The organism is Salicibibacter halophilus (assembly GCF_006740705.1).
Lineage (GTDB): Bacteria > Bacillota > Bacilli > Bacillales > Marinococcaceae > Salicibibacter > Salicibibacter halophilus.
The window spans coordinates 3,330,311-3,356,207 of the sequence record NZ_CP035485.1 but is presented as its reverse complement, the minus strand read 5'-3'; the positions used below and the strand labels follow the sequence as shown (position 1 = coordinate 3,356,207).

The 25,897-nt window shown below is 41.5% G+C and carries 29 protein-coding genes and 3 pseudogenes; 3 read left to right on the top strand and 29 right to left on the bottom strand.

Translation table 11 applies throughout. The features are described 5' to 3' along the window. Positions 1 to 5: 5 nt before the first annotated feature. The 11 genes and pseudogenes from EPH95_RS16420 to EPH95_RS16370 all read right to left on the bottom strand — a co-directional run bounded on the left by EPH95_RS16420 (position 6) and on the right by EPH95_RS16370 (position 10,539). Positions 6 to 956: a sugar kinase gene (locus EPH95_RS16420; RefSeq protein WP_193556985.1), complete on the bottom strand. Its 951-nt coding sequence runs from the start codon at positions 954 to 956 to the stop codon at positions 6 to 8. Between the two features lie 59 nt (positions 957 to 1,015). After that, positions 1,016 to 2,218 carry a TRAP transporter large permease gene (locus EPH95_RS16415; protein WP_405127465.1) on the bottom strand — a complete coding sequence of 401 codons (1,203 nt, stop codon included), beginning with the start codon at positions 2,216 to 2,218 and terminating at the stop codon, positions 1,016 to 1,018. A gap of 70 nt (positions 2,219 to 2,288) precedes the next feature. Beyond that, positions 2,289 to 2,783 carry a TRAP transporter small permease gene (locus EPH95_RS16410; RefSeq protein WP_142091067.1) on the bottom strand — a complete coding sequence of 165 codons (495 nt, stop codon included), beginning with the start codon at positions 2,781 to 2,783 and terminating at the stop codon, positions 2,289 to 2,291. A 76-nt stretch (positions 2,784 to 2,859) separates the two neighbouring features. After that, positions 2,860 to 3,945, bottom strand: coding sequence for a TRAP transporter substrate-binding protein (locus tag EPH95_RS16405; protein WP_227003955.1), 1,086 nt, complete (start codon positions 3,943 to 3,945; stop codon positions 2,860 to 2,862). Beyond that, on the bottom strand, positions 3,933 to 4,934 hold the full coding sequence (locus EPH95_RS16400; protein ID WP_142091065.1) for a LacI family DNA-binding transcriptional regulator: 1,002 nt from the start codon (positions 4,932 to 4,934) through the stop codon (positions 3,933 to 3,935). The genes EPH95_RS16405 and EPH95_RS16400 overlap by 13 nt, the downstream gene beginning before the upstream one ends. 178 nt (positions 4,935 to 5,112) lie before the next feature. Then, positions 5,113 to 5,898: an aminoglycoside nucleotidyltransferase ANT(9) gene (gene ant(9) / locus EPH95_RS16395; RefSeq protein WP_142091064.1), complete on the bottom strand. Its 786-nt coding sequence runs from the start codon at positions 5,896 to 5,898 to the stop codon at positions 5,113 to 5,115. After that, positions 5,888 to 6,526, bottom strand: coding sequence for a GrpB family protein (locus EPH95_RS16390; RefSeq protein WP_142091063.1), 639 nt, complete (start codon positions 6,524 to 6,526; stop codon positions 5,888 to 5,890). The genes ant(9) and EPH95_RS16390 overlap by 11 nt, the downstream gene beginning before the upstream one ends. Positions 6,527 to 6,618: 92 nt before the next feature. Further along, positions 6,619 to 7,146, bottom strand: a pseudogene (locus EPH95_RS16385) (DNA polymerase subunit beta); the annotation flags it as partial. A 323-nt stretch (positions 7,147 to 7,469) separates the two neighbouring features. Further along, positions 7,470 to 8,909, bottom strand: a complete 1,440-nt coding sequence (gene aldA, locus EPH95_RS16380; RefSeq protein ID WP_142091062.1) for an aldehyde dehydrogenase — start codon at positions 8,907 to 8,909, stop codon at positions 7,470 to 7,472. A gap of 75 nt (positions 8,910 to 8,984) precedes the next feature. Then, positions 8,985 to 9,806 (bottom strand): SDR family oxidoreductase, encoded by an 822-nt coding sequence (locus EPH95_RS16375; protein ID WP_142091061.1) that lies wholly within the window; start codon positions 9,804 to 9,806, stop codon positions 8,985 to 8,987. A 220-nt stretch (positions 9,807 to 10,026) separates the two neighbouring features. Next, a complete protein-coding gene (locus EPH95_RS16370; RefSeq protein WP_142091060.1) occupies positions 10,027 to 10,539 on the bottom strand; it encodes a type 1 glutamine amidotransferase domain-containing protein in 513 nt (170 codons plus the stop codon). A 322-nt stretch (positions 10,540 to 10,861) separates the two neighbouring features. Here EPH95_RS16370 and EPH95_RS16365 point away from each other — a divergent pair, with 322 nt between their 5' ends. Beyond that, positions 10,862 to 12,058: an MFS transporter gene (locus EPH95_RS16365; RefSeq protein WP_142091654.1), complete on the top strand. Its 1,197-nt coding sequence runs from the start codon at positions 10,862 to 10,864 to the stop codon at positions 12,056 to 12,058. Between the two features lie 59 nt (positions 12,059 to 12,117). Here the strand turns inward: EPH95_RS16365 and EPH95_RS16360 are convergent, their stop codons facing one another. From EPH95_RS16360 to groES, 15 genes and pseudogenes are all read right to left on the bottom strand, one after another. Next, the gene (locus EPH95_RS16360; RefSeq protein ID WP_142091059.1) at positions 12,118 to 12,426 is read right to left on the bottom strand and encodes a hypothetical protein; all 309 of its coding nucleotides are present in this window, start codon (positions 12,424 to 12,426) and stop codon (positions 12,118 to 12,120) included. A 19-nt stretch (positions 12,427 to 12,445) separates the two neighbouring features. After that, complete coding sequence (locus EPH95_RS19855; protein WP_227003954.1) at positions 12,446 to 12,799, bottom strand: transposase; 354 nt, start codon at positions 12,797 to 12,799, stop codon at positions 12,446 to 12,448. A 114-nt stretch (positions 12,800 to 12,913) separates the two neighbouring features. Beyond that, positions 12,914 to 14,161: an IS4 family transposase gene (locus tag EPH95_RS16350; protein ID WP_142088177.1), complete on the bottom strand. Its 1,248-nt coding sequence runs from the start codon at positions 14,159 to 14,161 to the stop codon at positions 12,914 to 12,916. Between the two features lie 151 nt (positions 14,162 to 14,312). Further along, entirely contained in the window at positions 14,313 to 14,690 is a 378-nt protein-coding gene (locus EPH95_RS16345) for a DUF4158 domain-containing protein (protein WP_227003953.1), read from the bottom strand. 971 nt (positions 14,691 to 15,661) lie between these two features. After that, a complete protein-coding gene (locus EPH95_RS16340; RefSeq protein WP_142091056.1) occupies positions 15,662 to 16,087 on the bottom strand; it encodes a hypothetical protein in 426 nt (141 codons plus the stop codon). A gap of 224 nt (positions 16,088 to 16,311) precedes the next feature. After that, a complete protein-coding gene (locus EPH95_RS16335; RefSeq protein ID WP_142091055.1) occupies positions 16,312 to 16,920 on the bottom strand; it encodes a CPBP family intramembrane glutamic endopeptidase in 609 nt (202 codons plus the stop codon). A gap of 106 nt (positions 16,921 to 17,026) precedes the next feature. Further along, entirely contained in the window at positions 17,027 to 17,431 is a 405-nt protein-coding gene (locus EPH95_RS16330) for an NUDIX hydrolase (RefSeq protein WP_142091054.1), read from the bottom strand. 45 nt (positions 17,432 to 17,476) lie between these two features. Then, positions 17,477 to 17,710: a hypothetical protein gene (locus tag EPH95_RS16325; protein ID WP_142091053.1), complete on the bottom strand. Its 234-nt coding sequence runs from the start codon at positions 17,708 to 17,710 to the stop codon at positions 17,477 to 17,479. Positions 17,711 to 18,005: 295 nt separating this feature from the next. Next, entirely contained in the window at positions 18,006 to 18,545 is a 540-nt protein-coding gene (locus EPH95_RS16320) for a DinB family protein (RefSeq protein ID WP_142091052.1), read from the bottom strand. Between the two features lie 85 nt (positions 18,546 to 18,630). Beyond that, the gene (locus tag EPH95_RS16315) at positions 18,631 to 19,029 is read right to left on the bottom strand and encodes a DinB family protein (protein ID WP_227003952.1); all 399 of its coding nucleotides are present in this window, start codon (positions 19,027 to 19,029) and stop codon (positions 18,631 to 18,633) included. A 186-nt stretch (positions 19,030 to 19,215) separates the two neighbouring features. Next, positions 19,216 to 19,395: an O-methyltransferase gene (locus tag EPH95_RS16310; RefSeq protein WP_142091050.1), complete on the bottom strand. Its 180-nt coding sequence runs from the start codon at positions 19,393 to 19,395 to the stop codon at positions 19,216 to 19,218. 16 nt (positions 19,396 to 19,411) lie between these two features. Beyond that, a pseudogene (locus tag EPH95_RS19850) lies at positions 19,412 to 19,615 on the bottom strand (hypothetical protein); the annotation flags it as partial. A 39-nt stretch (positions 19,616 to 19,654) separates the two neighbouring features. Beyond that, a complete protein-coding gene (locus tag EPH95_RS16300; RefSeq protein ID WP_142091049.1) occupies positions 19,655 to 20,656 on the bottom strand; it encodes a S66 family peptidase in 1,002 nt (333 codons plus the stop codon). Positions 20,657 to 20,983: 327 nt separating this feature from the next. Further along, the gene (gene groL / locus EPH95_RS16295; RefSeq protein WP_142091048.1) at positions 20,984 to 22,627 is read right to left on the bottom strand and encodes a chaperonin GroEL; all 1,644 of its coding nucleotides are present in this window, start codon (positions 22,625 to 22,627) and stop codon (positions 20,984 to 20,986) included. A gap of 56 nt (positions 22,628 to 22,683) precedes the next feature. Then, positions 22,684 to 22,968: a co-chaperone GroES gene (groES, locus tag EPH95_RS16290; RefSeq protein ID WP_142091047.1), complete on the bottom strand. Its 285-nt coding sequence runs from the start codon at positions 22,966 to 22,968 to the stop codon at positions 22,684 to 22,686. Positions 22,969 to 23,239: 271 nt separating this feature from the next. On the opposite strand from groES, the gene EPH95_RS16285 reads away from it, so the two are divergent. Together EPH95_RS16285 and EPH95_RS16280 are read left to right on the top strand one after the other, a co-directional pair. Beyond that, positions 23,240 to 23,962, top strand: a complete 723-nt coding sequence (locus EPH95_RS16285; protein WP_227003951.1) for a CPBP family intramembrane glutamic endopeptidase — start codon at positions 23,240 to 23,242, stop codon at positions 23,960 to 23,962. Next, positions 23,953 to 24,156, top strand: coding sequence for a DUF4305 domain-containing protein (locus tag EPH95_RS16280; protein WP_227003950.1), 204 nt, complete (start codon positions 23,953 to 23,955; stop codon positions 24,154 to 24,156). Before EPH95_RS16285 ends, EPH95_RS16280 begins: the two co-directional genes overlap by 10 nt. Before the next feature lie 45 nt (positions 24,157 to 24,201). Here EPH95_RS16280 and tatC read toward each other — a convergent pair. The 3 genes and pseudogenes from tatC to EPH95_RS16265 form a co-directional block, all read right to left on the bottom strand. After that, positions 24,202 to 24,962: pseudogene (gene tatC / locus EPH95_RS16275) on the bottom strand (twin-arginine translocase subunit TatC). A gap of 14 nt (positions 24,963 to 24,976) precedes the next feature. After that, the gene (tatA, locus tag EPH95_RS16270) at positions 24,977 to 25,165 is read right to left on the bottom strand and encodes a twin-arginine translocase TatA/TatE family subunit (protein ID WP_142091045.1); all 189 of its coding nucleotides are present in this window, start codon (positions 25,163 to 25,165) and stop codon (positions 24,977 to 24,979) included. Between the two features lie 24 nt (positions 25,166 to 25,189). Beyond that, positions 25,190 to 25,822, bottom strand: a complete 633-nt coding sequence (locus EPH95_RS16265; protein WP_142091044.1) for a redox-sensing transcriptional repressor Rex — start codon at positions 25,820 to 25,822, stop codon at positions 25,190 to 25,192. Positions 25,823 to 25,897 lie beyond the last annotated feature (75 nt).

The following is a 25,897-nucleotide window of genomic DNA, read 5'->3' as shown; positions in this document are numbered from 1 at the left end:
TACATTTACCGTTCTATACCTGTTTTTTCCCCCATTTTTATGAGTGCATCTTCCAAATGGGGCAACCCTTCGTTATCTCCACGCACACCAACTACCATTGATCCCACAAGTGTGGCAAAATCGACAACTCTTTCCAACTTCCAACCTTGGAGAATACCATAGATAAATGCTGCATCGAATCCATCACCGGCACCCACTGTATCTACCACTTGATTAACAGGAATCGCTTCAGCCTCAACTTTCTCACCGCTGTGGATAGCATAAGCACCGTTCGCTCCTTTCTTAACAGCAAACGTTTCAATTCCATGCGATTTTACAGCTTTTTCAACATCATGATTATCCCTTACACCAAACAACATTTCAGCTTCATCTAATCCTGTCATTAAGATATCTATATCCGGGAGGAAGGACAGAAGAACGTCACGCGCACGTTCTAACCTCCACATTTTTAGACGAATGTTTGGATCCAGACTAACCAACAATCCTTCATCCTTTGCTATAGCAATCGCTCGTCGAATAATATCGATGTTTTTTTCTGCAATTGAAGGGAAGACACCCGTAATATGAAGCACGCGTGCTTTTGCGAACATTTCAGGTTTTATGTCTGCTGCATAAAGAGTCGACATTGGTGACTTCTCCCGGTAATAAAATGTGCGGCCCTGACCTCCTTCCATTACTTCTTTAAAATTTACGGAAGTTGGAAACGAATCCACCATTGCAACTTCAGAAACGTCAATTCCCTCTCCACGCATAAAATGTAAAATGTGCCGTCCGAATTCATCGTTGCCTAGTCGACTGATCCACTTCGTTCGTAAACCGAGTCGAGCTGAACCGACAGCGAAATTCAGCTCAGCTCCACCTACTTTCCTTTCAAATTCATTCACAAAACGCAATGGGCCGCTTGTTTTTGGATCCATCGTAACCATCCCATCGCCGATTGTAATAACATCCAGCATAGTATCTCTCCTGTTCTTCATTCAGTCCAAAATCATTTCTTTTTATATTTGTGAGAACGCTATCTCATTATTTCTGGAACCCACATAAACAATTGTGGTACAAAAGAAATAATAAGAATAACTAAGATCGTAATGCCTATATAAGGTAATAATGCTATAAATGATCTTCCGATAGGTAATTTAGCAATGGAGCTAGCCAATAATAAACACAACCCATACGGTGGTGTAACCAACCCAACTGCCAGACACATCATAATTATAATGCCGAAGTGCACAGGATCAATTCCAAAATCCATAGCTGTGGGTAACACGATAGGCACAAATAATATAATCGCTGGTATAGTGTCCAAAAACATTCCAATAAATAAAAAGAGCAGAATAACTGTTAATAGAAACATCCACTCATATGGAAGAGCTGTTTCGAAAAATCCTGAAACAATAACAGGTACATTATAATAGCTGATCAATCTCCCAAGGGCTGTTGCAGTCGCTAACGCAAACAGTGTCAATGAACTGAGCATCAACGTGTCATATAAAATTCCCGGTAAATCTTTTATTTTAATTGTACGATAGAAAAAGTATGCCAAAATAAAAGCATATAAACAGGCTAAAATAGCAGCTTCGGTAGGTGTAACAAACCCTCCTATGATACCGCCTAAGATAATCACCGGAGTCAATAAAGGAGGTATACTTTTGACTGCTTGTATGGCTATCTCCTTTAATTGTAATCTCTTATGACGAGGATATTGATGTCGGTGAGACATATACCCTACCATCGCCATCATTCCTAAGCCCATTAAAACACCTGGAATAATGCCTCCCATAAACATCTGACCAACAGAAACATTTGTCAATCCACCGTAAACAACCATTGGTATACTAGGTGGGATGATTATTCCCATGGTTGAAGAGGCAGCAGTTACAGCTACAGATGTATCTTTACTGTAATTTTCTCTAATCATACTGGGAATTAACACTTTTCCAACTCCAGCTGTATCCGCCTGCGCAGCTCCAGAAATACCTCCAAAAAACATCGAAACTACAATATTTGCTTGAGCTAAACCTCCACGTATATGTCCTATAAGGGCAATTGCCAAATTAATAAGACGCTCTGATATATCACCCTTGTTCATGATATTTGCTGCTAAAATAAAAAGTGGTACAGCGATCAACACAAAAGATTCCAATCCAGCAAACATACTTTGTACAACCATCGTTACCGGTATCGTATCCAGTATAACGATACCTACATACGCCACAATGCCTATTGCAAAGGCAATTGGAACTCCGAGGACTAATAGACCGCAAATAACAAAACCAAGATCAGACCCGTCATTTACCCCACTCCCTTCCTTTATTAGAGTAATCCTTAATATCGTCCAAGAAATTCCCTAAAGAATACACAATCATCGTAAAACCTGAAACTGGAATTGCGACCCAGACGTATCCTTGTTGTAGTTGCGGTAAATTGGTGATGGTCCAACCCCAAAATTGCTCGGTTAACGTTAAACCATCGATGATCATAACCGCGCCGAAGCCGATAATTATAAAGTGAATTAACGATTGTATAATTACAAGTCTGATGCCTTTAGTATTTTCGATTAAAATTCCCAATCTAAAATGTTCACGGTAACGCACCATTACAGCGGCTCCCATAAACACCATCCATATAAAGGAATACGTTGCCACTTGGTTGGACCAAACAACATGTATGCCCGGGATATAACGCGAGGCAACCTGTAAGGCTACACTAACAATAAAAATGACAAAAAATATTGCCGCTATACGCAGTTGGACATATTCGAGAATATTAACTGCCTTTCGCATATCTTCACCGCCTTTTATTGATAGAATAAGCCTCCATATTTTGGAGGCTTATTCCTCATAGTGAGTACGAATCACATCATTGTTCTTCTGCAAGATCAAGTACTTCCTGATATAAATCTTCCATTCCAAGATCCTCTACAGCCTCTTCTCTTACTGGTTCCGTTATTTCCATAAATGGCTCTGTATCGACCTCGTTAATTTCTGCCCCATCTTCCAATAATGCTTCTCTTGATTCCTCAGCTAATTCCTCATCAGCTTCTCGAGCAGCAATGGTAGCTTCTTCTGCCGCCAATTCGACTGCCTCTTGTTGTTCTTCATTTAGATTGTCATAGATTCGATCAGCCGTGAAAAAGAGGCGTGTCGTATAGTCATGTTCGGTCTCGGAAATATACGACGCAACTTCATGGTGACTTTCTTGGTAAATATTGGTGAAGTCATTTTCTGAGGCATCTACGACTTGGTTTTGTAACGCTTGATACATTTCATCCCATGCAACGCTAGACGGTTGTGCCCCTAATGCATTCCATGTGTTCTGAACGACTGTTGAATCTTGAGACCTCAGTTCGAGCCCTTCTAAATCTTCAGGCGTTTCAACAGGTTCGAATCCATATACATTACGAACACCTGCACTCCAATATCCCAAGATATTAAAATTTGTATTATCTTCTATTTCATTAGCAATTGTCTCTCCTACTTCGCCATCCACAACACTTTCCCAATGCTCGGTACTCTCAAATAAATAGGGCATTGCAAAAAAGTCAACTTCTTCAACCGTTTGAGTCATAAAACCTGGTGATGCGGCCACAAGATCCACATTACCCGTTTCAAGACCTTGGACCAATTCATCTTCATTTCCACCTAGTGCCCCGTCAGTATGAATCTCTACAGTAACAGATCCATCGCTTTCTTCTTCGACGACTTCTTGAAATCTTGCAAATCCTTCTGCAAAGGCACTTTCAGCATCCAATTGTGTAGCAGCAATTAAATTGACGTCTCCTTCAGCTGTTTCTCCTTCCTCATCTCCGGTACCTTCTCCGTTATCTGTATCTATCTCCCCACAACCAACCAACAGTATTGATGCCAAAAAACCGAAGACTGAAACTTTCAAAAGATTGTTATGCACGTTTTCATCTCCTTTATGGTTTGAAATTAACTTCCGCAAGATTCACGAACAACAAGCGTACTGGCAAATTCAATCTTATTACCATCTTGATTTGCACCACGAGAATAATTCATTACTTTCATTCTTTTTATTAATTGATCTGCAGCTGCTTCCCCCATTTCATACGCAGGCTGAGCAATCGTTGTCAAAGAAGGATAATAAAAATTAGCAAAAGTTACGTCATCAAACGTGATTAAGGCCAAATCTCCGGGGATTTTAACATCATACTTTTTCGCATATGACAAAATTTCAATGAGCACCAAATCATTTCCAGATAATATAGCGGTTGGCGGATCAGATAGATTTAACATCTTTTCCAGTTCATTTGCAACTTGTTCAACCTCAGCATTTCTTATCAATTTTTCATCGTAAACAAGGTTATTTAACCGGTAACCCTTAATAAATCCCTCCACTCTTTCTTGCCTGGTAGATATATTTAATGGCGGTGTTAACATACCAATTCGATGATGACCCAAATCATAAAAATGCTGCACTGCACGAGAAGCAGCTTCCCTGTTTTCAATTGTTATTGTTGGAATTGTTAACCCGTTTATTTTCCTGTCCATGAAAACAACCGGGAAGTCTTCCTTTTGCATTCCATCGTAAATCTCGTAATTACCTTCCGTAGGAATGATGATTAAACCATCTACTTGTTTAGCTCTTAGCAATTGAATATATCTTCTTTCTTTAAGTGGATCATCATCTGCATTACAAACAATTGTGTTATAGTCTTTTTCATAACAGAAGTCTTCTATCGCACGAATAGCCATCGTAGAAAAACGATGCAAAATATTTGCTACTATAATGCCAATTGTCAATGTTTTTTTTTGTTTTAAACTTCTAGCTACATAATTAGGATTGTACCCCAAAGTTTGAATTGCCTTCTCTATCCTTTTTTTTGTGTCTCCTGCCATGTACTCATACCTCTGGTTCAAGAACTGGGATACAGTGCTCTTAGAAACCGAAGCATGATTGGCTACATCCTCCATAGTTACTTTCTTGATTAAAAGTCACCTCGCTTGTGGGGTTGGTTAAATAAACCGGTTTAGTAAAGTATAATGGTTGCGCTTACATTTTTCAAGTACCAATCTTTTCAAGATTTTTCTTTGTACTTATCCATAAAGTTTATCTTAATCTAGCCCCAAGGTTGAGAAAGATAGTGATTTCTCAAATGCTAAAATAAGCCTCTATTTTGCCCCTCATATGATTGACCAACGACATGGCTTCGGCTTCCATTCCGTCCCAATTATCATCATACTTGCCAAGATAAGCTTTTCTAGCGATATCGAGCACTTCCGCCTGCTGTTTCGGTAACTTAGGGATTGCCCATTGTGAAGCTTCATCTTTTGGAGAAATTGTACCTTCAGCCATTGTTTGCCACATGCGAGCGAGCGTTAATAGCACATTACGTTCGTCACCCTTAATATCATCGATTAACTCTGGCAAAGACTCCTCTATTGCTTTTTGGATATCTGTTATCGGAATGGGATCAAGTATCGTTGACAAATCAGGCCCAAATAGTGAAACGCTATGCGCTCGTGCTTGTGCTAAAACGATAGCTAAGTCAGGATCAAACGTTGGTTCCGGGATTTGACCATTCTCAAACTCAGACCTAAGCCATTCACCATAGACCAATTCATACCTTGGTGGATATTGCCAAGGTACACTATCTTCTTTATCAATAACGATTAATTCAAGGTACCGCATTCCCTTTTCATTTCCTATTTTCCCCGATATTGGCATTAAGCGTTCTGTTAGTTTTCTTCGCGTAGCTTCAGATAATCGCTGATTCACGACAACGAGGACATCGACATCACTATCGATGCGTAACCCGCCACTTACTGCCGAACCATAAAGAGACACACCAACTAATTTGCTTCCGAGTACATCCTCCGCAATTCTTAATGCGTCACGTGCTTCCTTTGGTATTTCTTCATTAATCCTATTGCTCATCAGCGACAAACTCCTCTGCTCTCTCCATGATTTCCTGGACGGCTAAATCTTTAGCATCCGCATAGTGCTGCACATGTCGCCATTCACGCTGAGCCAAGTTACGTTTCACAGATGCATATTTATCTCGATCAGACGCATGAGTTCGAAGCCAATCCCGAAACCTCAACATTCTTTTAATTTCAGATGCGTCTTCGCTGAATACGTGTAAATTAATGTCTGCATCAGGACCTTTGAACAGCCGGTGCTCAAACCATTCCGGCTCCCGAATACGCAGCGTATATCCGGCTTTCTCTAAGTCCGAGGCATAGGTCGTCTCATCTGCAGCGTCCGCTACAACCAATAGAATATCAATGATTGGCTTGGCACACAGGTCCAGCACTGAGGTTGATCCAATGTGCTCCAATTGCAATACCCTGTTGCCTAGGACGGAACGTACCCGGTCTGCCTCTCGTTCGAATAGCTTAGGCCAATTTGAATCATATTCTAAGAGGGTGATGGTTGCATTGTGGGGCGTAAGTTCTCCAACCGTGACCCTCTGAAGGTTTTCATCAGCTTTAGATGTTGAATGTGATCTGTTCTTCCTTGATGACAATTCATCCACCTCGTTATCAGTTGTTATTTTCAGCATTCCAACATACCACAGTATTTGTTACGTACAATAATGATCTTTTATCCTTGATCATGCGTATGATTAGGGATTCAATAACTTCCCAAATATATTTATAATGCCTCTGTTTCAGTGATAAGTTGCCGCAATTTTTTCGCTGCGTTTCCCGTCTTTTCAGCATCTTTTGAGAGAAGGGAGACAATTTCATCGACTCGTTCTTTGTAATTTATAGGTTTTAACTCGAAGGTATCAATCATAGCGACAGCTTTCTTCTCATTGATGCAATACATTTCGTTCTTCGCAAACAAAACCTGATTTAAACAAGAAATACTTCTAAAACAATGACCCATTACATAGGAAAGATCGTCCTTATTGACGTTTGCTTCCATAAACATAAGGGAATCGGCCAAAATATCACAAATAACCATTCCCCCCCCCATGTACATCGCATTCAGATAGCCATGAGGATGACCCGTTTGATAATGAATAGATACAGAGCCTGATAAACAGTCGTCAATGACTTTACTGGCGCTATGGATGTCACGAAATAAGATGTCTACGTGATATCCATGGACAATTAACCAGCCACCCCCGTTTATCCATTCACCCCATTCACCTAGCGACGTGATTAAATGATCTTTTTACATTCAGGACATTTGTCCGGTTACTAACTCTTTCTCTCGGAGGGATGCTCCCTGGTTTGAACTTGGCGGGGGCTAGCCCCGCCATGGCCAGTGCTCCATTAGGGTTGCTGAATACTTTCATTCAAGCAATTTTAGGGATGTCTTTTGAATATTTAACTTGTGGTCCCAAAATTAAAAAATGCTCTCGAAGGCTTTCGAGAGATTCATGACGAGCAGTTAGATTTTAACCACGTAGATCGCTTGACTGCGGGGTGCACTGCAAAAACACCCATATTGTAGGTGTTTTTGCACCTCGTGACAGCGATGCTTTCCGTAGTATATTATTCATTATACTTCAAATACATGACATGTGTGGAGAGGAAATCGTTTATACCATTTTTGCCATCTGTTCCGCCAATTCCGGATTTGCGCATGCCTGCGTGATAGCCTTGTGTTGCTTCATCGGTCATGCGATTGACATACGTTTCACCGAACTGAAGATCCCTTGAGGCTTGCATGACTTCATTGTAATCGTTTGTGTAGAGAGCTGAAGATAGTCCATAAATGGAGTCATTCGCTCTTTCGATCGCTTCATTAAAGGTTTTGTACGTCGTAATCGGCAGGACGGGGCCGAAGATTTCCTTTTTCATGATCTCTAGTTCATCAGAAATATTCGTCAGGACGGTCGGCTTATAATAATAGCCTTTGCCAAGGTCGAGACGTTCACCGCCTAATTTCACTTCCGCACCTTGCTTTTTCGCGTTTTCCACGATCTTCTCAATCTTGTCGAGATGATGGGCGCTGGACACTGGCCCCATATCGACGTTGTCATCTTCTAGTGAATAACCCACTTTTATATCTTTCATTGCACGGATCATCTTATCAATGAATAGTTCCGCAACGTCTTCCTGGACATAAACACGTTCTGCGGAAATACAAGCTTGTCCAGCATTTTCAATTCGAGATGCTTTGATATGTTCAACGGCAAGATCTACATCTGCATGCTTGGAAACGATCATGGGCGCTTTACCGCCAAGCTCGAGATTTACCTTCGTAATGTTCTGTGCTGCAGCTTCCATCACTTTCGTTCCTGCTGGAACGCTTCCTGTCATGCTGATTATCGCTACTCTAGCATCGGTTGAGAGACGGTTACCGACGGTATCTCCTTTCCCTGTGACTAAATTATAGACCCCTTTAGGCAGATCAGACTGATGAATGATTTCGCTCAGCGCTGCTGCTGTATTTGGTGTTTCTTCCGATGATTTAACCACGATCGAACAGCCTGTGATGAGTGCTGTTGCTACTTTCCGTGCGAAAATAAAAACGGGGTAGTTCCACGGAATAATGCCTGCGACAACGCCGATCGGCTTTCTTTGAATAAGGATCTGTTCGTTCGAATCATCGCTCGGGACAATCTCTCCGCCAATCTTTCGATTCCATTCTGACATATAAAAGAAAAAGTCGATGGCACCATCTAGTTCTCCGGAGGCTTCATGGATGGGCTTGCCTTGCTCTTCACTGAGGATTTGTGCAAGCCTTTCTTTGTCAGCATGGATAGCCTCAGCAATACGTCGAACAATGAGTCCTCGGTCAACTTGAGGGGTCTTTTCCCAATTTTTTTGGGCTTGAAAAGCAGCTTCAATCGCTTGATCAACGTCCTCATCTTTCGCATCAACAACCTTTGATATGACTTCTTCTGTTCCTGGATTTACAATATTAATCATTTCGGTTGACTCTGAGGCCACAAATTGACCATTGATGTAGAGTGGATGTGGTTTCATGTATGATCTTACCTCCGATTTTCGATGCTGGATGCCACAATGAATGATGGTTAACCATTTCAGCATGTGACTTTTTTAGTCTATGGTCTCTTTCCATCCCTCTTCAAATAGCATTTTCCCTGGCCATGTATAGGCAGTTAAGCCTCCATCACCTGTAATTGTTTCTCCTGTAATAAAAGAACTATCTCTTGAAGCTAAAAACAATGCAATTGTTGCGATTTCTCTAGGATCGCCTAACCTGCCCATAGGAGTGACCCATTTTTGAGCATCACGGAAGGCTTTACCATTATCCTCATGTTCTGCCCCAGCAAGTCCTGATACCAGCGGTGTTTCTATAGTTCCAGGGGCAATAGCGTTAGCCCGGATGCCTTGGCGTCCATAATCGATGGCAATGGCTTTTGTTAGATTGTTCACGCCGCCTTTAGCAGCATTATAACCAGAACGATCCAAGTCAGCTGCTGAACCGGACATCGAAGAGTTGTTAATAATGGATCCTCCTCTTTCAAGCATGAGCGGAATAAGATATTTGCTCATTAAAAACGTGCCGCGCATGTCGACGTTTATAATTTCATCAAAAAGCTCTACTGGATATTCATGGAGCTTTCCGCCCTCCTGGTCAATACCAGCATTATTAAAGAGAACGTCAATAGTGGTATACGTCTGTTTTATTTTCGAAGCAAATTCAGCCACATCTTTGTCTTTAGAAACGTCCAGACTATAAGCTTTCGCCTTGCCTCCAGCTTCCTGAATGTCTTGAGCCAGTTCTCTTACCTGTTCTTCTTTCTTATCTGTACAGAGTACTTCTGCCCCTTCTTCTGCAAATACTTTCGCCGTAGCACGTCCAATGCCTGTACCAGCTCCAGTAATGACTGCTATATCATTTTCTAAACGTTTCATGATCATTGCCCCTTCCCAATCCATTAGGCATGCTTTTATTTATACCACAAACCCCAGATTATAAACACCATATAGTGGTTGTAAAAAAAGGGGGGAGTAGCAACACAACAACCTGATAATTGAGCTACGAGAAGTAACTTACAAACGATTTATGCTTGGTTATAAGCCGACAAAAAGGAAAGAGAAACTGCGTCATTACAGCTTCCCTTTCATTGACAAATTATTTTTCTAATAGCTTTAGAGATTCGCGGTTGAATGCAGGAAGATCATCAGGTGTCCTGCTTGTTACAAGGTTCCCATCTACGATTACCTCTTCTTCTTTAACCGTTGCTCCTGCATTTTCCAAGTCTTTTCTTACGGAAACAAAACTCGTTAGCTCTCTTCCTTTTAGTAGGTCTGTATCGATAAGAAACTGAGGACCATGGCAAATGGAAAATAATGGCTTATTGTCTTGCAAAAATGCTGCTGCAAACGCACTATTCTTGGGATTAATTCGTAGTAAGTCTGGAGAAAAACCGCCAGGAACGAGTAATGCATCATAATCGTTTGCATTCACTTCATCAATGCCTCGATCGGCTGGTATTTCGTCCCCATTTTTACCATTAATGGTTTTGTTTCCTTCGTTACTGATAATATCTACCGTATGGCCAGCTTCTTTGTAAGCTTTCACAGGATCGGTTAATTCAACTTCTTCTACCATGTCTGTAACGAGAACAGCAATATGTTTACTCATATAACTCACCCTCCTTTTACACTCAGATTATATTGTACGAACTTTACATCTCTTTGTAAAGCATGCACTTTCGTTAAGTTTTTCCAAGGAATAGATGAACAATACTCATCTTGAACGCCAAGATTATTAGTAGGATAGCCGAAGTAACAACTTCCCCATCCGGTAGATGATTGCAGCCTCTGGCTTTAATATGCCATTGGCCGAAATGATTGCCAAAAATATAACTTTAATTTCTTCTAAAAATGCCCTAGACATCCCTTGATGAATGTCGTAGGATATTCACTCGTGATTAAAAAAAGATAGGAAAGGGGTGTGCGCCATGATGCGCTTTAATGTCTCCAAAAACATGATCCTAGCTATATTTATGCTTGGAACATTTGCCGTTGGGATGACCGAATATGTTGTGACAGGTTTATTGACACAGTTTGCTGCTGATTTAAACGTGGATGTATCAACGACAGGATTGCTGCTCAGTGTTTACGCGATAAGCGTAGCTGTCTTTGGCCCACTCCTTCGGGTGATGACGATCAAGTTTTCACCCAAGCCCCTTCTCCTTTCGCTTATAGGTGTATTTATCTTGAGCAATATCCTAGCTGCAACTGCACCAACCTTTGACGTCTTATTACTATCCCGATTATTATCGGCAGCCATGCATGCGCCATTTTTCGGTATCTGTATGTCCTTGGCCGCCCAAATTTCTGCACCTGAAAAGCGTACGGGAGCGATTGCCGCCGTTCAAGGTGGTCTCACGATCGCCGTCATGATCGGCGTTCCTTTCGGATCATTTCTGGGAGGAGCGCTTGACTGGAGACTCGTTTTCTGGTTCATAGCTGCCCTCGGTGTTTTGACGTTCATTGGCCTTTCGTTCGTGACACCGAATATCAAACCTACGGAAGCTCCGCAATTGAAAAAAGAAATGGGGATCTTTAAAAATAAAAATATCCTTATGGTCATCGCGATTATTGTGTTTGGCTTTTCTGGGGTTTTCACCGCTTATACGTTCAAAGAACCGATGTTACGGGAATTTGCCGGTTTTGGCATTACCGGCGTCACTGCTGGGTTATTTTTCTTCGGTCTTGGCGGTGTCGTGGGAAACATGGCTTCCGGTAAAATCCAACCAAGCCGCTTAACAGAGCGACTGATAGCAGCCCTAGGCATGTTTTCTATCGTCCTGGCCCTGTTTACCTTCTTGCTCCCATACGCTTTTTTAGCATTGGTCATGTGCTTCTTGTTTGGAGCAGGAGCATTTGGTTTAGTCCCCATTTTGAACGCAAAGATTATTATCGGGGCACCTGAAGCGCCATCCTTATCCGGTACGATAGCAGCCTCTGTCTTTAACTTGGCCAACGCAATCGGCGCAACACTGGGCACCATATTGCTAAACACAGGGTTGACCTACACCATGATCACGCTTGTCGCAGCAGGAATGATGGCATTTGGCATGTTCCTCACGATCCTTATGCATATCGTTGAAGATAAATCGTTGTTCCAGAACACAGGAGAAACTGAGCAATCTTGAGGCTCGGTTTCTTCCCTCTTTGTAATTCCAGAATCTGGTCCAATCTGGAGTAGGGGGATTTAAAAATACTCATACAAAGATTCTTTAATATCATTCAACAAATCTTTCAATGCCTGATCAGAATGAAAATCAGCTAACCTTTCAAGAAAAGCCATATATTCACCATTTCCCTGTTCATCAAAATCATCGAGAAGGTCAATAATGGTGGAATCTAACATGTCGAGTTCTTCTTTTGTACAACGTTCTAGAAAATCCATCGTTTCATACATATCTTTGCTTAATTTCTCATTAATCTCCCAGGAATCCTCATCCCACCAACGGTCGTCCCAACGGTGCATCATCCATTTAATCTTTTCTTCATCTAGCATAGGTTTGCTCCTTTGGTGTTTATATTGGCGATATACCCTTGCTCTGGGCAACAGAGATGTCAAACGGAAGTTCCGGTGGTTTGCGATTGAGATCAATTCGGTACCTTCCGAATCGGTTCACATGTGCCGTTACATAAGGACTCAAATAAGAAATCAATTTATTATCGTATTCATGTCCTTCTTGCGTATAGTCTTGTAGAATGCGAGATAAGGAGAATACATTGTAAAAAATGAGACAATTGGACACCAGGTGGTTATATTTGATGAATTTTCTTTGTTTGAGCTGTAGGCAAGTTTGGTCATTGTATCCACCATCACTAGCGATGCATAAAATATGCTGAGAAATGTCAAGCGTCCTCCAATAAAATAACATATTATTCCATATATTCAGACGTATAGATATGTTCATTTTTTGAAAAAAAAGCAAAGGGGGTGGTGGCGGTCATCCACTATCCACATTGTCAGAAGATATTATAATTTCGAAAATTTATCCACAGTGGACATCTGCATACACAGCCGCAGCGCCTTCCAATCCCTCCTTCTCCACAAGCTCGGTGAACCGCCGGAATTCCCCTTCAGGGTCGGTTCGTTGCCGACCTTTGCTTGTTCGCGTAGGCTTACGATGCAGATGTTTCACCAGTTCTTTGAAGGGCTTAAAGCAGTCATCCCGCACACAGCGCAACAGATAAAACAGCGATTGTGTACAACCTGTCAGCACTTGAAGAAGCCGTAGCAGGCAATAAGTGATTAGCGCCATCCAAATTTGGTTATACACAGCATTGGGGCTCGTCCCGTAAAACGATTTGATTTGTAAGTGCTGCTTCGCCCATTTGAAAAAGAGTTCGATATGCCAGCGCTTGCGATAAAGCTCGCCTAAGTCCTCGGCCTTACCCTCTTCGTCGTTTGTGATGAGTTGAATGAGATTACCTTCACTATCATGCGTTTCAATCAAGCGAAGGGCATGTGTCATTTGCTTTTGACCACCGCCTAGCCGAATGCGGGCATGACGGGTAATGGGGCCGTCCGGATTCACCGGAAATTCTTCGATCACATCGAATACTGCATTGCTTTTGAGCCGCGTGATGAATCGAATGTTGGTCTCCGGTTCGCAATACCGGTCAAAGGCTTCATAATCGTTGTAGCCGCGATCGAACAAGTACAGAGCGCCTTCTTCCACAATCAGCTCATTCATTTCCGTACGATCGGCGTGAATAGCTGGTTTAAGAACAGCGTCCTCCGGTGCGGTTCCATCCGGCAGACAAGCCACGTTCATATGAATTTTCAGGCCGCCTTTCCCCTGTTTGGGACGATAGGTCGCCCATCGGCAGAGGGAAAGACAGAGCGGAATGATCGAAGCGTCCACAAGATAGATGGGACTCATCACCTGCAAGCGATGACGAGGATGGATTTCTCGCTTCATTTGGCTCACGACATCGGAAAATAAGGCCTGGCTAACATCAGCGCCTATGTCACTCAAACGGCGTGTAAGCTGTGAGCTGCTAATCGAAGAAAGATTTACGCTTTCTTGGAGTTCTTCGCTATTCTTGAGTGTCAACGCTAACTGCTTCGCGCTTGGAATCTGGTAGATCTGTGCATAAATCATCAGAGCAACCAATTTTTCATGGGTTAATTTCTTAACGTATCGGTCTATCCCAATAAAATCTTCTAAAACCTTTTTGATATTTAACGGATGTAATGCTTCCTTAAATGTGGTACTCGTGGTATCCTTGTCCATAGGAGCTCCTTATAGTGAGAGATTTGGACGTGGACCACCGTCCCTCTCATTATAAGGTTTTTTATTGATTTTTTGGACAGAAATTCCATAAATTTTATATCGAATTTCGGGGTTTTTTGCTTGACAAATAGTGTTTCAACTTAATGCATCACTAGTGATCCACCATTACCTTTTCGCCCTCTTGGCCGAACGGTCGAATTTGAAAATAGTCCCGGACAAAACGAACATGCCGTTTAGCTGTTCTCGAGTGACTATAATCGCTCCAATTTTCTTTTTCGGGTACAGGTAAAGAAGCCTTTATCGCAATATGTTGTACAATTACTTCCGGAATCTCATCAACACTTTTGAAGATACCCAACTTTTGCACGGATTTCATTAAAACCAATAAGGCTACTTGTTGTAAACTTCCCTTTGATTTGGACTCTGCCCAAGCGATTTCTTTTCGTTGAGGTGTATAGATTTCATCCAATTCCTTTTCAGTCAAGGTGCTCTTGATTCTGGGATAGGTCGTATCCTGAATGCTCGGCATTTGAATCGCATCCTTATGTAAAAACATTTTGATAAGTCCATTTTAAACTATAAACCTGTCATTGGACAGGTTCGAATTTGCATAAATACCATTATTTTCCATAGTGGCCCTCAATCCTCGAATCGTTTCCGTACCCCATAAAAAGTTGCATCATCGATCATCTCTGCTTTTATTGGGATTTTTTGAATCATATAATTAGATCTTATTTTAACACAAAAAGCTAGCCGCACCCTTTAAAAGAATGCGGCTAAACAGAAAAACTCTTTTTCAGCACAAAATGTTAGTTTTTTGTTAGTTTTCCTCTCTTAATAGCAAAGAAGAATGGTTAGAACCCTCATATCAAGGGATTCAGGCGAGCATTACATCATGCCGCCCTTATCTCAACCATATTCACCTGCATTCACTAATTTGTTTTTCCCTTGTTTGCGTAAATATTATCCCGCAATTATAAGGAACGTTCATTCCTTAAATTTCATCAATAAACGCTTTTTTCATTACTTCTTTGTTACCTTTAAAAAGTAACATGTCAATTCCATTCCTCAAGCAATCACTCTTGCATTGCTCAAAAAAGGGAACATCGAAATTAATAAGTATCCATTCTGGTTCTTCCATCCTTGAATCGTTGCCATTCAGGGAGTTAAAGGTTATTTTGATTATTGGTGTTATGGTGAACATTATTGACTAGCTTTATTGCTTTTGATGATGCTTGAAATAAACTAGGCTCAATAAATCTATAGCTAAAAAGATACCAATTAACTCTCTGATTATACCATCAAGATTGTCATCTCCATTAAATGGTAAAAAAGTGGCAATGATCAGTATCACATTAATAGAATATGCTACTCTATGTCTGGATAACCTGTTGTCTTCCGAAGGTTTGTGAATATTTGTAATGTAAACCCATGACCATAAAATTAAAGGGAGAAACAAAAGAAGTATATACTGTGTCCAGGGATCCTGATCCGGCATAACTATGAGAAGGTAAAGGGACGTAAAGAACAAAAAACGTGGATACCAAAGCTTTGCCAGTTAAATTTATTTGTCTTGAAATCCCGATACCTTATCTTTTCTAAGGTTTTTCCTTTTGATAATGCATATAAATCACTCAAAATAAACAACGAAAGTGCCATACCTAAATAAAAAATAACCAGAAATAAAAAAAGAATATCTCCAAATATGAGAAAGTGTATACTTACCGCAATGTATGCTACTACTATTAATGTCATAGTGATAACAAGGATTTTGCTATACCATGCATTATTCTTGTTCTTCCTTTTTTCATCAATCGAATGAGCCCACCGCCGCGATAAGTTTATCAAACTTATAATCATTTTAGGTGCAAGCAAAAACGTAACGATCACTATAAACAACCAAATACTAATCCATAAATACTGCATAATGTTCCCCTTTAAACGGTGATTTTGTAAAGCTTGCAACATGGGTGTTTGTGCCCAACGCTTCGAGAGATCAAGACTAAAAAAGAAATAATTGAAGAAATAAGGCTTCCTACTTTGTTTTTGGAAGCCAATTGCAGAAAGGCAGTTTACATAAACAGTTTTGTGTATTCGACAATCGCGCCTCGATTGCGGTATAGTTTATGTTTTAATTTGCAGATCAATTATTACTCTATGTTTTTCCAATCACCAGTAACGGCCGCAAGGATCAGCCAAGGCTCTATAAATAAATTAATCAAAATATGAGCAACGATCGGGGCAAGTATATTTCGATCCCCGACAATATATAAAATGGCAAGTAACCCACCAAGGACTGTCGTACCCAATATAGCCGGAAGAGCAATCTTCAAATCTCCCCCAAGTAACACCCACGCGCTATGTGCCAAACCAAATAAAATAGCTGACGCTAGCACTTGTAAAGTTATTGAAAAGTCTAAACTCATTAGCCAATCCATCAATATTTGCCTAAATAAAATCTCTTCTATGGTACTAGAAACTATTGCAATCCATATACCGATCACTTTAAGCGATGAAATTGTAAATAGATTATCACGTACAAAAGGAATCCCTTTAGCAGTGTACATAATATATCCAATTGCAATTACAAAAGTCAGTATCCAAACAATCGGATGATTAAAAGCCTCAGGGTTAATTCCTAATCGATGCTCAATAAATTGTTGAGGATCTCTTAAATACATAAACACTAGCCAAAACGTAAGAAAAGATGACACACCTACTAGTATGAACGCAGTTTTTTTTTCGCCACGTGTTTTCATTAAACGCTCCTTGTAATTACTTCATTAAATAGCCCTATTCTTTAGGAGAGCGCCATTCCCTGTTATTCCGCAAATGCGTCTCGTTTGGTGAAGAAAGAGGTTATAACTAACCTTGGAATGTATAAGGTGACGAAGATTCTAATAAACCTTCAACTCCACCGGAATGGTAAGGCATTAACTTATTCGCAGTTTGGAAGTCCGTCCATTTTATTTCTGATATTTCTTCTTTATCTTGTATGGAAGGTTTCCCGTCAACTACCTCTGCTTTAAATGTTATGAATAATGCGTGATGACCATTTTCTTCGAAAAAGGCTTCGTTAACTGAAGCAATTTCTTCAACTTTTATCGTTAAACCTGTTTCCTCTGCAACTTCACGGATAACTGCCTGCTCTAGTGTTTCACCTTGTTCAACTGCTCCACCAGGAAGAGACCACGTACCACCTTCATTATTAACCACGAGAACTTCGTTTCCTTTACAAATCAATGCGTACGCAATATCTACTCTTATCACACCTTCACCTTCCTCGTTAAAACCAATCGAAACACGCAAAAATTTTTAAACAATCAGGAACACACCAGTACCTGAAAATGCAACTCCAACGATGATTACAAATGACCGAACTAAAGGAGAAGGTAACTTCTGAATTAATAATGTTAGCCATTCAATCTCAAACAAGATATTGTCGCCACGACTCTCAGCTTTGAGATCTTTGTCACTCATTTTCTTAGCCCCTATGGCAAGTATGATTAACCCCCATATTAGGAATAAGACACCTAAAATAATATTCAATTTTTAACCTCCTCCTGTATTAGAGTTAATCAAGAATCTGGCCAATTCTGGTACGACTTTTATTCCATTAAAGCAGCTCTTTAATTGGATAAGTTTCTAATGGGAATACTCCAAGGCATTGAGTTTTTTCTTTCTTATAACTTCTGTCACAGCAATACCTATCACAATATACCCTGTCACCAACCATCTGTTGGTTCGATCTGTGAATCCCGGATCGTATACAAACAAAATCAAAGCAAGAAAAACGCCGATAAGGAAAAAAATGTCTCGATACCACATTTTTTCTTCCCGCCATTCACCTGATAACAATTGGAAAATCCATATCAAAATTAAAAGACCAAATAAGCTCGTCAACATCAACCAAACAGGCATAGTATCCGGGGGAAGTACGATGAGGAGAATGATGACGTATGTGATCGTAGCACCCAAGATAACGTCTTATGTATACGACTTGCCCAGCATGATAACTGTTATGAGAAATCAACGAAATGAGATGTTCTTGACTGTTTGAATCAACATGTTCGTTTTTTGCTAATCGTATAGCTTCATGAAGGCCGTTCGTAAATTTGTCTACAGCTGCTAGCCAAGTTCTTTCATTAAGAGTTTTTACTTCTGAAGGCCATGTCTCTGAAGCGTGCTTTGGCGGTATCGTCTCTTCTTCTTTCAACAGACGTAAAACATAATCTTGCCAGTAGATCATATGGTTTAGAAGTTGCCAGATAGAGTGTTGGTCAAAAATTACCTCTCCTGCTTGCCCCTCATCCAATCCATCGAAAATCGTTAATACGTTAACATGAGCATTTTCCCCGTATAACCCCTTGGTTAAATGGTTCAAAACTTGCTCACCTCACCATCGTATAAAATATTGCTAAACAGACCATCACTATTCAATTCTTGCGCCCTACAACTGAACAATATGGTTACATACCCCAATCCAGAATCCACTGTTTTGGTAACTTAATTTTTGCTTGTTTAAGGGCAACAAAGTACTGTCCTTGATGAATGCCCTCGTGTTGCACCGCAGTGTTTAACAGCTCTACTATAGATAAATATTCTTCACCCATCTTAATACGTTGATTAGTTGCTTGAGCAAATGCAAAAGCTAATTCATTCATTGATCTTTCTAATTGCTCAATTAAATTTCCATTACTTGACGGAAGATCGCCTGAAAATTCTACAATACCAGTTCTTATTCCATCCCTATAAATATCTCTAACGCGAATAGTATGGTTGAATAACTTTCTTAGTGACCCTAAATCTTCAATCAACTGAACGTCCCATTTATTTTCCGGAATTTCTTCTGCTAAGATATTAATCATTTTAGCAGCATAAATAAAACCGCTTGAGTCTATGACTGTTCACCCCTTTAAGACACTTCCTATTATTACCTCAATTTCCTCCTGAAATTGGCTTTTGTTTATTCCAGATAATGGCTCGATTCTGGTACAACCTTTATTCCATTAAAGCGCTTAGTTCGTATTGCTTAAGTACAATGTTTTAACCTGTCATATTTTAGTCACAATAATTAAGCCGGTTGACCAGTTGAGTTTTGCTATAGACAAATCAATTTTTGTATCCAAATAATCAATAAAGTCCTTTATTTCCTCACCGTGTTCCACAGGCCAATCCTTTTGCGGAAGTAGATCATCTACGATGTAAAGTCCGCCTTTATTTAATAATTGCAATGTTTTCTCCAACGTATTAAGTTTTCCAGGCCATCAGCAAAAATAAAATCAAATGTTTGATCGGTCGATTTAATAAATTCTCTGCCATCACCCTTAGATGCTTTTTAGCTATTTGGTGTAACGTTTCATCCAATTCAACTGTTGTTAACTTTGATTTTTTGTCCATTCCTTCTAAGATCCAACTTGTAGAATAACCTGCCCCTGTACCTAATTCTAAAAATCGGCTATTCCTTTTTGAAGCAGCGGTAAATTAATTTTTTTACGAAAGGATATCTAGCCAGTCTTCCGTACAAAATACTTTTTTTCGTGCAGCATCTAATTTTACTTTCTTGCCAATGGCTAATGGATGCATTGGATGAGTGTGACACGTATCAAATTCAGCTAAAATTGGTATTTCTAATCCATCCAATTGTTCCATCAATAAATCTAATGGCTGTTTCCCCGTCCCTAAATCATTGTACTGTTCATGTTTTCCTAAGATAATTCCAGATACTTTATCAAAAACGCCTTGTGCTTTTAACATAGCGAAGTTTTTTTCAACGATTGAGGCATCCTTTGTACTATCTTCAACCAATAAAATATCGCCTTTCTCGATTGCAGGGAAATAAGGTGAACCAATAAATCCGTACATTGCATTCACATTACCACCTACTAGCCTCCCCTCAGCAACACCACTATGGCCAGTAACCCACTCATTTTCGAAGAGTCTTTTATCTGTCGTTTTTTCTTGCCAGTTTACACGTTCATCCGACCAAAAGGGAGGAGTTGGTACGTCATAAGGCAGCTTGCTCGTTTGCATAAAATATTGTTCAAAATAACGGTATGTGTCATTTACTAAAGGTTCAAATTCACCAAATGAGGGTACCAAAGCAGGCCCATAGTATGTTGAGATACCTGTTTTTGCATAAAGAGCAAGTAAGATAGCTGTTACGTCTGAATATCCAACTACTAGCTTAGGATTGTTCTTAAATGCTTCATAATCAATATATGGCAACATACTATTGGCGTTTGTCCCGCCAATAGTGGACATTATCATTTTTATGTTAGGATTTCTTATTAACTCATTTAATTCTGCCGCACGTTCTTTAGGTGACCCCGAACGATATCCATCCATTCGTCCCGTCAATTTTCCTTCTACAATGGTAAAGTCCTGCTCTTCTAAAAAAGTTTTGGCTCGTTCAAAACGTTGGTTCGCTGTAACCGTTGCGGGTGAAGATGGTGTAAATATACCAATGGCATCTTCCTTTTTTAATGGTTCCATAATTCACCTCATTACAACATCTCATTTCAAAAGGTATTGCTCAACAATATGGCCCGATTTCTGGAAGACTACATCATTCTTGAACTCGTTTCAAAAATAAATTTCATGTCAATTAGGTGTATCTTTGTTTTAGTCTACTAATTTCAGGTTTATTGCACAATAAGACGGAAGATGAAAAAGATGTTCCCGCAAAAAGTATCTAAGCTTTACGGGAACATCCTTTAAAACACTTCCACTTATAAAATGTTACTTTTTTGTTACCTTTTGGCTCCTAATCATCCATATAAGCCTGAAAATGCTGGTGTTTCAGGAGGTTTGGGGGCAGGCTTACATCATGCCGCCCATTCCGCCCATTCCTCCCATGCCGCCCATGTCAGGGGCGCCACCGCCGCCGTCGTCTTCTTCCGGACGGTCGGCTACAACCGCTTCGGTTGTGAGGAACATTGCTGATACGGATGCTGCGTGTTGGAGAGCGTAACGGGTCACTTTTGTCGGGTCGACGATTCCGGCGTCAACCATGTTCACCCATTCGCCTGTTGCGGCGTTGAAGCCGACACCAACGTCTTCGCCTTTGAGACGCTCAACGACTACGGAGCCTTCCAGTCCTGCGTTCGTCGCGATCTGACGAACAGGCTCTTCAAGCGCACGCAAGACGATGTTTACACCGGTTGCTTCATCGCCAGCTGCTTCCACGGATTTTACAGCATTGTAAATGTTAACGAAGGATGTGCCCCCGCCGGAAACGATGCCTTCTTCTACGGCAGCGCGCGTGGAGTTCAAGGCATCTTCGATACGGAGCTTTCGTTCTTTCATTTCCGTTTCGGAAGCAGCGCCGACTTTCATAACGGCTACCCCACCGGCAAGTTTAGCCAAGCGTTCTTGAAGTTTTTCGCGATCAAATTCAGAGGTTGTTTCTTCAATCTGGGATTTAATCTGATTGATACGGCCGGTAAGTTGCTGGGCTTCACCCGCGCCTTCTACCACCGTAGTGTTGTCCTTGGTAATGACAACTTTTCCGGCACGCCCAAGCTGATCGATTGACGCGGACTTCAAGTCGTGGCCGAGGTCTTCCGTTAGAACGGTTCCGCCGGTGAGGATGGCCAAGTCTTCAAGCATCGCTTTCCGACGATCACCAAAGCCTGGTGCTTTTACGGCAACAGCGTTGAACGTTCCGCGAAGTTTGTTCAACACAAGTGTCGCGAGTGCTTCGCCTTCAACATCTTCAGCGACGATAAGGATCGGCTTGTTTTGCTGCACGACTTGCTCGAGCAAAGGCAATACTTCTTGGATGTTTGTGATTTTCTTATCGGTAATCAAAATGTAAGGGTCATCTAGACTCGCTTCCATCGTGTCATTGTCCGTCACCATGTAAGGAGAAGCATAGCCACGGTCAAATTGCATCCCTTCCACGACTTCAAGCTCAGTGTCAAGGCCTCTGGATTCTTCAACCGTGATGACACCGTCGTTTCCAACACGGCCCATCGCTTCCGCAATGAATTCACCGACTTCATCATCATTGGAAGAAACGGTACCGACTTGTTTGATGGACTCGCGTCCTTCTACCTCGCTGGAAATGCTTTGAAGTTCTTTGACCGCCGCTGTCGTTGCCTTCTCGATGCCACGGCGAATGCTCATTGGGCTCGCGCCGGAAGTGACGTTTTTAAGCCCTTCCTGAATCATCGCCTGGGCCAACACAGTAGCAGTCGTCGTACCGTCACCGGCAATGTCGTTCGTTTTGTTGGCAACTTCGGATACGAGTTGCGCACCCATATTTTCAAAGTTGTCTTCGAGTTCGATTTCTTTGGCAATCGTCACCCCGTCATTGGCAATGAGCGGAGAACCGAACTTCTTCTCGAGAACAACGTTTCGTCCTTTTGGTCCCAATGTTACCTTCACGGCGTTAGCGAGCTCGTCTACCCCTCGTAGCAAGGCGCGGCGGGCATCTTCGCTAAAACGAATATCTTTTGCCATTGTTTATTCCCTCCTGTTTATCGATAATATGTAGGCAACAGCCTACGAAAAAATCATTACCCAACGACCGCGAGCACGTCGCTTTCGCGCAGAATCAGGTATTCTTTTTCGTTGTATTTCACTTCTGTTCCCGCGTATTTGGAGAATATGATCGCGTCGCCTTCATTCACTTCCAAAGCGACTCGCTCCCCATTCTCGGTTACTCGTCCGCTTCCGACAGCAACGACTTTCCCTTCTTGCGGTTTCTCCTTTGCGGAATCAGGAAGTACAATGCCGCTTGCTGTTTGTTCTTCTTGTTCCACTATTTCGATGACAATACGGTCACCCAATGGTTTCAACAAGGAAAACACCCTCCTTTAAAATAAAAATGTGAAGTGTCGTTTTGCAAGTTGCAAAAACGCTACTTACTTTTTCAAACCCATTATTAGCACTCATCACCATCGAGTGCTAATACCAATTACAATGATAAAAGGTTCATGCGACTTTTGCAAGCCCCACGGAAAATTTTTTGATGGTTCGTGGTGTGACAGGACGTTGAAATCTCTGCGCGTATCGTTTGGCTGTGATACAATGTGTGCAGTTATTGAAAATGAATTAAAGGAGTCGTGCTTTTTGAGTTTACGATATTGGTTTGTGATTATAACATTTGTGGTCGTAGCGCAACTATTTAGTGCCGTTTTGGCCATACCGCTGTATGCGCTCGAATTAGATTTTGGTGACGTAATAACCATTTCGACAATTTCAAGTTTTGCTCTCGGGTTGCTCATCATTTGGCTCTTAATTCGCAAAGAGTCCGATCCAGTGCGCGGTAACGAGCCGCCGATGCATATCGGTTGGTCGTTGTTATTGGGCTTTGGCGGATTATTCGCCGCCATTTTCGCACAAAATATCGCCTTTCAACTTCAACAATTGTTGTACGACGCTCCGGTTGAGTCGGAAAACACCCAAATGTTGCTCGATATTATGACTGAAAACGTTTGGCTCCTCATAGCCGTCGTCATCCTCGGACCGATTCTTGAAGAGCTGGTTTTCCGGCAAGCGATTTTTGGGCATCTTTACAAAAAGATGAATTTCTTTTGGGCAGCACTGATCAGTTCCGTGGTATTCTCCGCCATTCATTTTGATTTCACGCATATCCTTGTTTATACCGCGGTTGGCTTTGTTTTTGCCGGTTTATATGTATGGAGCAAACGGATTATTGTGCCTATTATCGCCCATGTGCTCATGAATGCTTTTGCGTCCCTGCCGATCCTTCTCGATATCGACATTGAGGATTTGGAAGAAATGGAAGAGAACCTCCAGTTTATCTTCGGCATCTTGGGAGCATGGATGTGATGCGGTCCCCGGGTTTTTTAAGTTTTGTTTATGTTGCCATCGGAACGTTATTTGTCCTATTCGCGATCATGCAAGTACAACTGGAAGGATGGGGCTTCCTTCCAATTTTCTTTCTTGCGTTGGCCGCCCTTGATTACGTCATTGCTTGGCATTTTGTAAAAAAAACACGCGGTGCGCAAAACCACAATAAGTAAAAAACGAGTGTCGGATTTCACTCCCGCACACTCGTTTTTTTATAGCTATTGATCGGTCGAAACCATTTCTTTTTGCCGGGCAACTTCTTCTTTCATTCGCTTCCTGAAGGCATACCGTGCAATCACGACACTCAACTCGTACAACAACAAAAGCGGAACGGTAACAATGAGATGAGACCCCAAATCCGGAGGCGTGATAAAGCCCGCGATAACGAGCAACACAAAATAAGCATATTTACGAATCCGTTGTAAGAAGTTTGGCGTTATCAAGCCCAGCCGGGTCAAAAACATAACCACGACCGGAAGTTGAAAAAGGAAACCAAACGGCAAGGTTATTCGAAACAAAAAAGAAAAGTATTCGTTAATTCCGTACTGTTCCGTAATGTTAAGCCGCTCGGCAATGTTCCCGAGAAACGTCATGAAATACGGCAAAAGCACATAATACGAAAAAGCGAGCCCTCCCAGAAAAAGTACCATAGCGATCGGAATGTAGGAAAGGGTTACCTTCCGCTCTTTTTCTGCCAAACCCGGGGCGATAAACGCCCAAAGTTGATAAAAAATCACCGGCAATATGATGATGACCGCGATAAAAAACGCAAAATTCACGTATACGCGCAAGGGATCCGTCAATTGAAACGCGTTCATCGGGAAATCCTGCGCTTCCGGAATGCTTTGCAAATAACCAATAACAGGGGGGCCATTAAAAATCCGACACCCAACCCTACAACAAGGAATATCGCGATAAAGATCAATCGTTTCCGTAACTCTTCAAAATGGGCACGGAACGGCATCTCCCGTTGCTTCATCGAACACACCCATCCTATCTCTGATTTTGCTTGTCCTCTTTCTTATGCTCCTCGGAATCATCCGCGAGCCCCTTCGTGGCATTTTTAAATTCACGCAATGTATTTCCGGCCACTTTGCCCATTTCCGGCAATTTACCCGGGCCGAAGATTAATAAAGCGACAATAATGATTAAAATAATACTCGGACCGCCCATTCCTCCCATGGGGGATCCCTCCTTTTATTTCCCTTATAACGGGTAATGTTTTAAGAAATAGATCAGCGATTGCAATTCCACCGACAAATCAATGTGATGCACCCGAATATGCTCTGGCACCGTCATACGGGAAGGGGTGAAATTCAAGATCCCTTCGATGGGTGTATCGGTAATCCGATCCGCAACCTCTTGTGCCGCTGTGGACGGCACGGCGACAATCGCTGCCCAAATTGATTCATTGATCTCTTTTATTAAATCATCCATATGCATAACGGGAACACCGCCGATTTCTTTTCCGACGATCGCCTCGTTATTATCAAACGCCTTTACGATGCGCGTGTTATTATTTTCCCCAAAATTATAATGAAGCAAAGCTTTCCCTAGGTTTCCGACACCGACAAGAACGACGGGGGTCGCCTCATCTTGATCCAACGTTTTTCGGAAAAAAGCAATCAGACGCTGTACGTCATAACCATACCCTTTGCGTCCCAACGCCCCAAAATACGAAAAATCCCGCCGAATCGTCGCCGAATCAACTTTGACAGCATTGCTTAATTCTGTAGAAGATACTTTCGTTTTTCCCGAAGCATATAAATGCTCCAAGTATCGATAGTAAAGCGGCAATCGTTTCGCTGTTGCCCGGGGAATGTTTTGCTGTTCGTCCATAAAGCCTCCACTTTTCAACTTGCTTTCCGTTTCTTAAGTATAACATGTTTGCTACACTTGTCAGTAGCATAATTG